The organism is Flavobacterium suncheonense GH29-5 = DSM 17707, assembly GCF_000430025.1.
GTDB lineage: Bacteria > Bacteroidota > Bacteroidia > Flavobacteriales > Flavobacteriaceae > Flavobacterium > Flavobacterium suncheonense.
Genome location: NZ_AUCZ01000004.1, coordinates 106,873 through 119,465 on the forward strand (window position 1 = coordinate 106,873; position 12,593 = coordinate 119,465).

Below are 12,593 nucleotides of genomic sequence, written 5' to 3' on the forward strand. Positions count from 1 at the left end.
GACAAAAGTAATATTTTTAGTTTTTAAATGCGCGAAAAGAAATAACGAAAATTCGTCAATATTCCTATATTTGAAAACCAAACGAAAAACTAATTTATGGCAGCTAAGCACCAAACCAATTATCCTGCGTTGTATACCCTGATTACCGTTTTCTTTTTCTGGGGATTTATAGCGGCAGGAAACAGTATTTTTATTCCTTTTTGTAAAAGTTATTTTTCCTTAGACCAGTTTCAGTCGCAGTTGGTTGATTTTGCGTTTTATACGGCCTATTATGTTGGCGCCTTACTGCTTTTTATTTTCGGAACCTTTAAAAACAAGGATATTGTTGGCGGATGGGGCTACAAAAAAAGTATCGTCTTCGGACTGTTGTTTTCCGCTTTAGGCGCCGGAGCCATGATTTTAGCGGTTGAGGCCAATCTTTACGGAGGAATGTTAACCGGATTGTTTATTGTGGCCTTAGGTTTTTCACTGCAGCAAACGGCCGCAAATCCTTTTGCCATTTCGTTAGGAAATCCCAAAACCGGAGCAGACAGGGTTAATCTGGGTGGCGGAATCAATTCGTTCGGAACAACCATAGGACCGTTAATTGTAGCCTTCGCGCTTTTCGGAACCACGGCAACCGTTACCGATGATCAGATCAAACACCTGGATTTAAACAAAGTGATTTTACTTTATATATGTGTGGGGTTGTTGTTTGTTGCGGCTGCCGGAATGTTTCATTTTTCCAGAAAAGTGCCGGCGGGTATTTCGAACGAACCGATGGAAAAGGCGAATAAAGCGCTGAAAACATTAGTGATTATGACCGGTTTGCTGGTTTTGTTTTTCGCACCGGTTTTCAGCAGTTACAAGAGCCATGAAGCCCACCGTATTGAAGTATTAACCAAGGAAGTCGACGATTTAAAAATAGCGGCAGCCACCGGAAAAGAAGATCAGGTGCTTGCGGATGATCTAACGGAAAAGAAAACGGCTCAGATTAATGAGTTAAAAACCAGCCTGGACAGACAGCGTATGTTGTGTTTGTCAGGAGCGTTGCTGGTAGTAGTGGGCGGATTGTTGTTTGCAAATAAATCGGCAAAGAAAAATAGTGAAGGCTGGGGTGCTTTGCAATATCCTCAATTGGTTTTGGGGATGCTGGCGATTTTTACCTATGTTGGCGTAGAAGTAGCTATAGGAAGTAATTTGGGAGAACTGCTGAAGCTTCCGGATTTCGGCGGCCATCAGTCTTCCGACATTGCACCGTACATTTCCATGTATTGGGGAAGTTTAATGATTGGTCGTTGGGCGGGAGCCATCAGTGTTTTTCATTTGAGCAACAGTAAGAAAACCTTAGCCTTGATTGTTGTTCCGCTGATAGCCTTTTCGGTAATTATAGGCGTAAATACGTTGGCCCAAAAAGACATGACGCCGCTTTATTATTACGTGGTTTGTGTGGTTTTGCAGATTGCAGCGTTCTTTATCAGTAAAGACAAACCGGCCAGAACGTTAACCGTGTTCTCCATTTTCGGAGTTGCAGCGATGTTAATCGGATTGTTCTCCACCGGAAATGTAGCCATTTATGCCTTTTTAGCGGGCGGTTTGGCGTGTAGCATCATGTGGCCGGCGATTTTCAGTTTGTCGATTATCGGTTTGGGGAAATACACTTCGCAAGGTTCTGCCTTCCTGGTTATGATGATTTTAGGAGGAGGAATCATTCCGCCGATACAGGGGAAATTATCGGATATCATCGGAATTCACCAGTCGTATATCATTCCGGTTATTTGTTTCGCTTATCTTTTGTTTTTCGCTGTTGCGGTTAAATCGATACTGAAAAAGCAAGACATAGAAGTAGATGAAATCGAAGCGGAAGGCGTCCATTAATCTTAAGAAAATAATAATATCCGATTCGGAGCACGGGAAATACTGTACCTTTGCTCCGAATTTCTTTTTTATGCGCATCAACAAATACTATCTGGCGGCCATTACGGCCTTTGCCATGTGGGGTTTTTTCAGTTTGGCCCTGAAGCCGATTCATCATTATCCGTCGCTGGATATTTTGTTTTACCGTGTTTTTTTGAGTGTGATGCTGATTTCGGCCATCAATTTGTTTATCCGGAAAAACGTAGTGCTGAACGACTGGAAAAACTTCCAATCCAAACCCAAATCCGAGCGCGGAAAGATGTTACGGATTAACATTGGCGGAGGTTTGCTGCTGACGGCGAACTGGTTTATTTTCATCTATGTGATGAACCATATCAGTGTGAAGGCTGCTTCGTTTGCGTATCTGGTTTGCCCGATTCTTACCACAGTGCTCGCCTTTTTTATTCTGAAAGAGAAACTGAGCAAATGGCAATGGATGGCCGTGGGAATAAGCGTAACGGGTTGTGTTTTGCTTTCTTTCAACAGTTTTGCGGATATTTTTTACAGCCTGATTGTAGCGCTAACCTACGCCTTGTACCTTGTTTTTCAGCGTAAAAACACCGAAGTGGATAAATTTGTCGGGTTAAACATTCAGCTGTTAACGTCGGGAATTTTGCTGTTGCCTTTCTTTCCGTCCTTTAGTGGTCCGGTGCCTGCGGAAGGATTGTTTTACATTTGCCTGATTTTTATTGTGGTAATGTTTACCATCATCCCGTTATTTTTAAATTTGTTTGCTTTGAAAGGCGTAAATTCCTCATCCGTGGGGATTATGCTGTACATCAATCCGATTATCAATTTTTTACTGGCAGTGTTTTATTATCGGGAAGAAGTAACGGAAATTCAGATGATTTCCTATTCGTTGATTTTGATTTCCATAATTGTTTTCAACGAAAAACTTATCTTTAACCGAAAATTGAAAGAACTGCCCGTTTCCGAATAAGATGAGAAAAATATATTTAGATAACGCTTCTACTACGGCCTTACGACCGGAAGTTGTTCAGGAAATGACCCGGATTTTAGCGGAAGATTTCGGTAATCCGTCGTCTACGCACAGTTTTGGCCGCAGTGCAAAAGTACTGTTGGAATCTGCGAGGAAAAGCATTGCGAAACAGCTAAATGCTACCGCTTCGGAAATCATTTTTACCTCCTGCGGAACGGAAGCCAACAACTGGATATTACGTTCGGCGGTTAAAGATTTGAACGTTGAGCGCATCATCACTTCTAAAATTGAACATCACGCCGTTTTACATACGGTGGAAATGCTGGAAGTAGAATACGGCATCAAAGTAGATTATATCGCCTTAAAACCCAACGGAGAAATAGATTTTACCGATTTAGCCGAATTGCTTTCCCAGGAAGGAAAAACTTTGGTAAGCCTGATGCACGTAAACAACGAAACCGGAACCGTTTTGAATCTGGAAAAAGCCGTTCGGATGGCGCATGATTACAACGCGTTGTTTCATTCGGACACTGTACAGTCCATCGGAAAAACCGAAATTGATGTACAGCATTTAGGGATTGATTTTCTGGTGGCCAGCGCGCACAAATTTCACGGACCAAAAGGAGCAGGGTTTGCTTATGTGAAGAAAAACAGCGGATTACAGCCTCTTTTGTACGGCGGCGAACAGGAAAAAGGCTTGCGTGCCGGAACCGAAGCGGTGCATCAGATTGCCGGAATGGCTAAAGCGCTGGAACTGTCATATCTGCAGTTAAACCAAGAAAGGGCGTACATTTCAGATTTAAAAAAGTACGCTATCGAACAATTGACAATCGCTTTTCCGGAAATGAAAATCAACGGAAGCGAAGACGGATTTTACAATATCCTGAACGTTTTGCTGCCTTTTTCCGAAGATAAAACGGCTATGATTTTGTTTCATCTGGATATGAAAGGCATTGCCGTTTCCAGAGGAAGCGCCTGCCAGAGCGGAAGCGTGAAACCGTCGCATGTTCTGGCCGAACTTTTAAACGAGGAAGAAGCAGCGAAACCAAGCCTTCGGATTTCGTTCAGTCATTACAATACTAAAGAAGATATAGAAGATTTAATTAGTGCCTTGAAAAGTATAGGCTAAAAAAAAAAAAAAGAATATGGATATTAAGCCAAAATACGGAGTTGGAGATTTGCTTTTCGGAATGAAGCAGCAACATGTTGTCGCCATGTACGGGAAACCAAGCTCACAGTTTAAAGATGATGATGGTAACATTATTTACATGTACAATCAGCACAAAATACGACTTACTTTTTATGAAGATGAAGATTTTCGATTGGGTTATATTGTAATTTCCCATCCGGATTCTGTTCTTTTCGAAAAAAAAATTATCGGTCTTGCGCCAAAAGAAGTAATAGGTTTTCTGGAAGATAAAAATTTTAAAAACTGGGAAACTACAGAAGAAGATGGTTTAGAAAATGCCTTTAACGAAGAAAACTGGCTCATGCTAATCGCAGAATATAACGAGATTGTAAAAGTGGAAGTAGGCGCTGTCTTTAACAATCAGGACGAATTTGACTGGAAGTTTTCCGGATAAGACACAAAATCACAAGAATTAAAAAAGGCACTCTGTTAGAAAGTGCCTTTTTTAATTTTACAGTATAATTATTGTTTTGGCGCAGCCGCTTCTGTCATTTCGATTTCGAAAATCAAATCGGTGTTGGGTGGAATGATACCTCCGGCACCTCTTTCGCCATATCCTAATTTTGAAGGGATAAAGATTAAAGCTCTGTCACCTGAATTCATGTTTTCCAGACCTTCAATAAAACCGGCGATTAATCCGGATTTGTTACCATAGGTGAAAGGGAAGCCATTATAACCTCCTTGCTGGGCACGCATTGGGTCGTGTTTTCCGTATAATTTGGCAATATCTTCGAAACTGGTGTCGAACAGTTTTCCGTTTTCAAAATATCCGGCATAACCAATTTGTACTTGTGCACCTTCCGCAGGTTTTTTACCGCTTCCTTTTTTGACGATAGTGTAACGCAAACCACTTGCCGTTTGGGTAGCCGTTGCTTTGGCCTTTTCAAATTCTGCTTTTTTCGCTTGGAATACAGCTGCGTATTTGTCGTTGTATTCTTTGTCTTTTACCGCTTGTTCTTCGATAGCCTTTTTCTTTTTTTCTTCCTCTAAAGCTGCCATTTTTTTATCGTCTTCGGCTTTGTTGGCGTAATAGTCTGCGAAGATTTTGGAAGCATCGAAATTTTTAGCCTCTTTTCCTTTGCGGATGATGGTTATTTTTTCGATGTTGTCTCCCTGTTCAATTTTATTCACCACATCCATTCCTTGTGTCACTTCACCAAAAACAGTGTGTCTTCCGTCTAACCAAGGTGTTTCTTTGTGTGTGATGAAAAACTGACTTCCGTTTGTTCCGGGTCCGGCATTGGCCATCGACAGAATTCCTCCTTTAGAGTGCTTCAATTCCGGTACGATTTCATCTTTGAACTTGTATCCGGGATCACCGGCGCCGGTTCCCAAAGGATCGCCTCCCTGAATCATAAAGTCCTTAATAACCCTGTGGAACTTAATGCCGTCATAGTAAGGTTTTCCTTTGTAAGCCTCACTGACTACGGTATTTTTTCCTTCCGCAAGCGATACAAAGTTGGCTACCGTAATGGGGGTTTTTTTGTATTCCAGTTTAACGGTTATTTTACCTTTGTTGGTTTCAATGTCTGCAAAAATCCCTTCAGTTGCATTTTTAGCTGTTGGTTTTGCAGCAGTGGTTTTAGTCGTTTTTTTAGCTGGTGTTTTAGATTTCTGAGCATAGCCACTCAACATTCCTAAAAACAATAAAAACAAAATTTTCGTTTTCATGCCTGATTAATAATATCCTTACTCTTTTTGCATTGTGCAGGGATTTTCAGGGTTCTTCCCGTTTTTTTATTTATCGGTTAATTCCATTTCAAAAACCAGATCGGTGTTGGGCGGAATTACGCCTTGTGCTCCTCTTTCTCCGTAAGCAAGATAAGAAGGAATAAACAATATTACTTTGTCGCCTATGGCCATTTTTTCCATTCCTTCAATAAAGCCGGGGATTAAGCCGTCTTTTTTACCATAGACGAAAGGAACCGGAGCATAACCGGCCTGACGGTCGCGGTTAACATCGTATTTTCCGTATGTTTTGGCCACTTCGGCGTAATTGGTGTCGAATAAATCGCCATTTGTGAAATAGCCCGCATAGCTGAACATTACTTTTGTTCCGGCTGCCGGTTTCGGATTGTTTGATTTTTTGATGTAAGCAAATTTCAGGCCAGATTCGGTTTTGATTGCTTTTTGGGAGTATTCTTTAAATTCGAGTACTTTGTCGGCTTGCACTTTGGCGTATTTGTCGGCCATTTTTTTAAGTTCCACCGCTTCTTTGTCGTAATAGTTTTTGAAGATTTTAGTCGCGTCAAACTGATTGGCTTCTTTTCCTTTGCGGATAATCGTTACAGAATTGATTTCATCGTTCGCTTCAAGGGCATGCACCACATCCATTCCTTCGATAACGTGTCCGAAAACGGTGTGCATGTCATCCAGATGCGGAGTAGGATTGTGCGTGATGAAAAACTGACTTCCGTTAGTGTTCGGACCCGCATTGGCCATGGAAAGTACTCCTTCTTTATCATGACGAAGGGTTTTGTCGAACTCATCTTTAAACTTGTAGCCCGGGTTTCCGTTTCCGGTTCCTTCCGGATCGCCGCCCTGAGCCATAAAATGATTGATTACCCGGTGAAAGGTCAGCCCGTTGTAAAAAGGTTTTCCTTTGTATTTAGGACTTACAAAAGGGTTTTTCCCTTCCGCAAGAGAAACGAAATTGGCTACCGTTACCGGTGTTTTTTTAAACTCCAGGGAAACCAGGATGTTACCTTTTACCGTTTCAATATCGGCATAAATTCCATCGGGAAGCTTATCGTGTTGTTTTTCGCAGGAAATGTTCAATAAGGCAATCAGTACAAAGACGGAAAACAATTTTTTCATAAATGTATGCAAGGTTATTCTATGGTTTTGTTAGGTTCTTTTTTTAAGGCAGCTCCTTTTTGAATGTCGTTTAAAGTAACAATACAGATAATAGGTTGATTGGTGCCGATTTTATTATCGTCGCCATGATAGCCGTACGCCATGTGAGAAGGAAAAAGAAACTTGATTTTTTCCCCTTTCTTCATCAGTTTGATACCGTCGCGAAGTCCCATCATGATGTTTTGCTTATCTACGGCATAGGTTTGGGTTCGCAGTTCTTCCTCGGTGTAAATAACGTCTCCGTTTAGGTCGGTTACGGAATAATCAAACAAGGCTACATCACCTTTAACCGGAGTATAGGATTCCTTGTCGCTTTTGGTTTCGTAATGGTACCAATATCCTCTCGGGGAAGCGATATAATTCTCCGTTGTATCTTTTTTGATGATATCGTCAATCAGCGTTTCTTCATTGGTGATAAGCTTTTTGTTTCGCTCGATAGACTCTTTAATAAAAGTACCCGAACTGTGCGAAACCGGTTTTCGGGCTTCCTGTTGTGTGCAACAGGCTAATAAAAGTCCCGAAAGCATGACACCATATATATAGATGTTTTTCATAGGTCTGTTTTAAATGTTATGCAACCTTTCAAGTTGCTTGTAGCGGATACATGTTTCTTGCATAATCAGTTGTTCTTTTCCTCGGCTAAAATAGCGATAAATTGGTTAATGGTTTCGTCTAGTGTTCCAAAAGATTTTCCGCCGGCCGCATTAATGTGTCCGCCGCCGTTAAAATGCTTTCTCGCAAACTGGTTTACATCAAAAGCGCCTTGCGAACGGAACGATATTTTGATGATACCTTCTTCCTTGTTCTCGATGAAAATAGCGGTAAAATCAAAACCTTTCAGGGATAAACCGTAGTTTACAATGCCTTCTGTATCGCCTTTTACATAACCAAAATGATCCAGTTCTTCCTGTGTTAAGGTAATGTACGACGTTTTGTATTCCGGAAGCAGTTTCATGTTTTGAAGTGCTCTTCCCAACAATTGCAAACGGTTATACGAACTCGTGTCGAAAAGCAAATTGTGGATTTTCGGATTGTCGACACCTTTATCTAGCAAATCCGCTACAACTCTATGTGTGGTGCTGGTGGTTAACGGGAATCGGAATGAGCCGGAATCCGTTACAATTCCGGTATAAATACAAGTGGCAATGGTTTTGTCGATTAAATTTTCGCCGCCAAGCTGATGGATGAAGTGGTACACCATTTCACAGGTCGATCCCATTTTGGTATCTGAATACGTGAATTTCGCGTACGAATCCGGTAACTGATGGTGGTCGATCATCACAAAAGTGGTCGAAACGGTTTCCAAAGCCTTCTGCATTTGTTCACCCACGCGGTGTAACGCATTAAAATCCAGCGTGAAAATAATTTCAGACCCGTTGATTCGTTCGGTACAATGCTGAACGTCTTTTTCGAAAATCATCACTTTTTCCGAATCGGGTAACCAGGCCAGAAAGTCCGGAAACTCATTCGGGGATATAACCACAACGTCATGCTGTTGCAGTTTTAAAAAATGATAAAGGCCTAACGTAGAGCCCATGGCATCGCCGTCAGGGTTACGGTGCGGAACAATTGTAATTTTTTTAGGTGACGCCAAAAGTTGTTTCAGCGCATCAATTTCATTGGATGTCATCATGTTGCGAAAATACGTTTTTTGCGTAAAAATTCCGTTAAATAAATCTTTCAAATTTTTAATTTTTCCTTTTTACAGAAATGTCTATTTTTGCACATGCAACACAACGTACTTATTTTAGATTTCGGATCGCAATACACTCAGTTGATTGCGCGCCGCGTTCGCGAATTAAACATATTCTGCGAAATTTTTCCTTACAACAACATTCCTTCTGATTTGTCGAGTTACAAGGCGGTTATCCTTTCCGGAAGTCCGTTCTCGGTTCGTGGCGAAGATGCTCCACATCCGGATTTGTCGCAAATTCGCGGTAAAATGCCTTTGTTGGCTGTCTGCTACGGTGCTCAATATCTGGCGCATTTTAGCGGAGGCGAAGTGGCCCCGTCGAACATCCGCGAATACGGAAGAGCTAATCTGTCCTATATTAAAGAAGAAGAGTTGTTTTTTGACGACGTAAACATCAACAGTCAGGTTTGGATGAGCCACAGTGACACCATAAAGCAATTACCGACAGGAGGTGTTCGTTTGGCATCGACTAAAGACGTGGAAAATGCCGCGTATCGCATTGAAGGAGAAACTACTTATGCGATTCAGTTCCATCCGGAAGTATATCATTCCGAAGACGGAAAACAAATGCTGGAGAACTTCCTGGTGAAAATTGCAGAAGTGCCGCAAAACTTCACTCCAAAATCTTTCGTGGAAGAAATTGTAGCCGAGATGAAAGAGAAAATCCAGGACGAAAAAGTGGTTTTAGGACTTTCTGGTGGTGTAGATTCAACGGTGGCGGCCGTTTTATTGAACAAAGCTATCGGCAAAAACTTATATTGTATCTTCGTAAACAACGGATTACTTCGTAAAAACGAATTCGAAAACGTTCTGAACCAGTATAAACACATGGGGCTTAACGTAAAAGGAGTGGATGCTTCGGCACGCTTTTTGTCTGAATTGGCAGGAGTGGACGATCCGGAAACCAAAAGAAAAATCATCGGCCGCGTGTTCATTGAAGTTTTTGACGACGAAGCCCATCATATAGAGGATGTGAAATTCTTAGCTCAGGGAACCATTTATCCGGACGTAATCGAATCGGTTTCGGTAAAAGGACCTTCCGCAACTATCAAATCGCATCACAATGTGGGCGGATTGCCGGATTTTATGAAACTGCAAATCGTAGAACCGCTTAGAATGCTGTTCAAAGATGAGGTTCGCAGAGTTGGGAAAACCTTAGGCATCGACGATGAATTGTTAGGGCGTCACCCGTTCCCGGGACCAGGATTGTCTATCCGTATTTTGGGAGATATCACGCCGGAGAAAGTAAGAATCCTTCAGGAAGTAGATCATATTTTCATCAACGGACTGAAAGAGCACGGTTTGTACGACAAAGTATGGCAGGCAGGGGCTATTTTATTGCCGGTAAACAGCGTTGGGGTAATGGGCGATGAGCGTACTTACGAAAAAGTAGTGGCGCTGCGTGCGGTAGAATCCACAGACGGTATGACTGCCGATTGGGTGCATCTGCCTTATGATTTCATGATGAAGATCTCCAACGAGATTATCAATAAGGTAAAAGGGGTAAACAGAGTAGTGTATGACATCAGCTCGAAACCGCCTGCAACCATTGAATGGGAGTAAAATTTTTATAAGAATATAGTGGATAAGTCGTTGCAATGGTTAAATTTGTAACGACTTGTTCGCTTAAAAAATACCATATGAAGCATTTTTTTATTGGATTATGTACGACTGTATTAGTTTCGGGAACAGCGTTTTCGCAGACTAAAAATTACAAAGAACATAAAGTAGCCAAAGGAGAAACCGCGTATTCGATTGCGAAGAAATACGGTATCTCACCCGAAGACATTTATCGTTTAAACCCTGAGGCCAAAAACGGTGTCAATGAAAATGCGGTTCTTTTAATTCCGTCGAAAGCGGGACAGGTTACCAAAACCAATGCGCCGGTTACGGTAAAAGAAACTCCGAAACCTACAGGAAAAGAGGTAAAAGTGTATCATGTGGTAGAACCGAAAGAAACGGTATACAGCATTGCGAAAAAGTATGAGGTAACCGTAGAATCCATCAACAAGAACAATCCCGACATTGAAAAGGACGGATTGAAAATCGGGAATACCGTTATCGTTTTTACTTCCAAAAAGCTTGACAAGCCTGCAACAGCTGCAACTCCGGCAAAAACAAACGGGACACCTTCCGCAAAATACCATTTGGTGGAACCTAAAGAAACCAAATACGGGATTGCTAAAAAATACGGTTTAACCGTTGAAGAGCTTGAAGCGCTAAATCCTGAAATCAAAGAAAATCTTGAAATTGGGCAAAATCTTCGCTTAAACAAGAATACACCGGTAGCCGCGGCTGCAGTGAAAACGCCGTCTGCGCCATCCGTAAACTCGGCTGCGCTTCAGTACATGGATTATCAGATACAGCCGAAAGAAACCCTGTACAGTTTAACCAAATCGTCCGGTTTAACACAGGAGCAGTTGTTGGCGTTGAATCCGCAATTGAATGAAGGCGTGAAAATCGGGATGACGATAAAAATGCCGACCACTTCAAAATTCAATCAGATCAATCCGAACAAAGAACAGGTTGATATTGTGAAGTCTATCAACAAACAAGAAGGTAAAGAACTGGTACTGATGTTGCCATTTCACATGGATAAAATCGAATCGGATTCCACCAATACGGTTCAGGAGCGCCTGAAAAAAGACAAATTCCTGAATATGACACTGGATTTTTATGCGGGAGCATTAATCGCAATCGATTCGGCTAAAACTTTAGGATTACCTTTAACGGTTAAGATTCTGGATTCCGAAGAATCGAAAAACTCTTCGGCGGTAGCCTCTTTAATTTCCAGAAACGATTTTTCAAAAACCGATGCGGTGATTGGACCATTCTTCCAGAATCACGTAGAAACGGCAGCAGCACTTTTGGAAAAATACAACACTCCGGTAATTTCACCTTTATCGAACGAAAGAGGAAAACCGTATTCCAATTTGTTTCAGGCAATGCCGAACGCCATCGATGTGAAACGAAAAATGTTCGATTTCATGATGGCTAAAAACGGGAATATCATTGCAATTATCGATCCTAAAAAAGGAAGTTCGAAACAGTTCATCACGGAAAATTATCCTTCCGTAAAAATTGCAGAAATCAGCGATAAAGGCGTGCCAACCCTGGAAAACGTAAAAAGTCTGATGGACAAATCGAAACTGAATTACGTAATTCTGGAGTCCGAAAAAACCGGAATGGTGTTGAGTACCTGCAACATCCTGGTGACGGCTTCCTCGGAATATCAGGTACAGTTGGTAACCCTGGAGAAAAACGAAACGCTTGATTTTGAAGAAATTCCGTTGAGTAAATTGACCCGTCTTAAATTGTTGTATCCGTCCGTTTCCAGAGATAACGAAGCGCCGGAAGCAGAAATTTTTGCGAGAGTCTTCAAAAAGAAAAACAATATTTTCCCAAACCGTTTTGCCACCCGCGGATTTGACGTAACCTTTGACGTTATCCTGCGATTGTTCCAGGACGGCGGTTACAAAGAATCGGTAAACGAGAAAGCCTCCGAGCAGATTGAGAGCAAATTCAACTACGCCAACATCGACGGCGGTTACTACAATAAAGGGGTTTACTTATTGTACTACGACGAAGATTTAACATTAAAAGAAGCAAAATAATGGCGACTTCAAAAGTAACCTATTTAGGCGATTTGCGCACCTCGTCGGTACACTTACAATCCGGCAACACAATTATCACCGACGCACCAACCGACAACCACGGCAAAGGCGAAGCGTTTTCTCCGACAGATTCTGTAGCCAATGCGCTGGCGACTTGTATGTTAACCGTAATGGGCATCAAAGCCAGAGATTTAGAAGTGGATTTCACGGGTTCCACAGCAGAAGTAACCAAAATCATGGGAACCAATCCGAGAAGAATAGTGGAAATCCATGTCAACTTCGAGATGAATTTGAAGACGGATGAAAAAAACAGAACCATTTTGGAGCGCACCGCTTTAACCTGTCCGGTTTATTTCAGTCTGCATCCGGATATTAAAAAAGAAATTACGTTTAACTGGAAGTAAT

At 41.7% G+C, this 12,593-nt stretch carries 11 protein-coding genes; 7 read left to right on the forward strand and 4 right to left on the reverse strand.

Annotated features, from left to right (window positions below):
- Positions 1–96: 96 nt before the first annotated feature.
- From G498_RS0102795 to G498_RS0102810, 4 genes are read left to right on the forward strand one after another with little or no spacing between them, the layout of a single operon-like run.
- Positions 97–1,857: an MFS transporter gene (locus G498_RS0102795; protein ID WP_026979750.1), complete on the forward strand. Its 1,761-nt coding sequence runs from the start codon at positions 97–99 to the stop codon at positions 1,855–1,857.
- On the forward strand, positions 1,829–2,836 hold the full coding sequence (locus G498_RS0102800; protein WP_316928680.1) for an EamA family transporter: 1,008 nt from the start codon (positions 1,829–1,831) through the stop codon (positions 2,834–2,836). Before G498_RS0102795 ends, G498_RS0102800 begins: the two co-directional genes overlap by 29 nt.
- 1 nt (position 2,837) lies before the next feature.
- Entirely contained in the window at positions 2,838–3,965 is a 1,128-nt protein-coding gene (locus G498_RS0102805) for a cysteine desulfurase family protein (protein WP_026979752.1), read from the forward strand.
- Between the two features lie 16 nt (positions 3,966–3,981).
- Positions 3,982–4,419 carry a hypothetical protein gene (locus G498_RS0102810; protein WP_026979753.1) on the forward strand — a complete coding sequence of 146 codons (438 nt, stop codon included), beginning with the start codon at positions 3,982–3,984 and terminating at the stop codon, positions 4,417–4,419.
- A 68-nt stretch (positions 4,420–4,487) separates the two neighbouring features.
- Here the strand turns inward: G498_RS0102810 and G498_RS0102815 are convergent, their stop codons facing one another.
- From G498_RS0102815 to G498_RS0102830, 4 genes are all read right to left on the reverse strand, one after another.
- Positions 4,488–5,696, reverse strand: a complete 1,209-nt coding sequence (locus G498_RS0102815; RefSeq protein WP_026979754.1) for a peptidylprolyl isomerase — start codon at positions 5,694–5,696, stop codon at positions 4,488–4,490.
- 66 nt (positions 5,697–5,762) lie between these two features.
- On the reverse strand, positions 5,763–6,842 hold the full coding sequence (locus G498_RS0102820) for a peptidylprolyl isomerase (protein ID WP_026979755.1): 1,080 nt from the start codon (positions 6,840–6,842) through the stop codon (positions 5,763–5,765).
- Between the two features lie 14 nt (positions 6,843–6,856).
- Positions 6,857–7,435, reverse strand: coding sequence for a gliding motility-associated peptidyl-prolyl isomerase GldI (gene gldI / locus G498_RS0102825; protein ID WP_026979756.1), 579 nt, complete (start codon positions 7,433–7,435; stop codon positions 6,857–6,859).
- Between the two features lie 65 nt (positions 7,436–7,500).
- Positions 7,501–8,514 (reverse strand): DHH family phosphoesterase, encoded by a 1,014-nt coding sequence (locus tag G498_RS0102830; protein ID WP_026979757.1) that lies wholly within the window; start codon positions 8,512–8,514, stop codon positions 7,501–7,503.
- A 93-nt stretch (positions 8,515–8,607) separates the two neighbouring features.
- Here G498_RS0102830 and guaA point away from each other — a divergent pair, with 93 nt between their 5' ends.
- From guaA to G498_RS0102845, 3 genes are all read left to right on the forward strand, one after another.
- On the forward strand, positions 8,608–10,137 hold the full coding sequence (gene guaA, locus G498_RS0102835; protein ID WP_026979758.1) for a glutamine-hydrolyzing GMP synthase: 1,530 nt from the start codon (positions 8,608–8,610) through the stop codon (positions 10,135–10,137).
- Positions 10,138–10,214: 77 nt separating this feature from the next.
- Positions 10,215–12,188, forward strand: coding sequence for a LysM peptidoglycan-binding domain-containing protein (locus tag G498_RS0102840; protein ID WP_026979759.1), 1,974 nt, complete (start codon positions 10,215–10,217; stop codon positions 12,186–12,188).
- Positions 12,188–12,592 (forward strand): OsmC family protein, encoded by a 405-nt coding sequence (locus G498_RS0102845; RefSeq protein ID WP_026979760.1) that lies wholly within the window; start codon positions 12,188–12,190, stop codon positions 12,590–12,592. The genes G498_RS0102840 and G498_RS0102845 overlap by 1 nt, the downstream gene beginning before the upstream one ends.
- Position 12,593 lies beyond the last annotated feature (1 nt).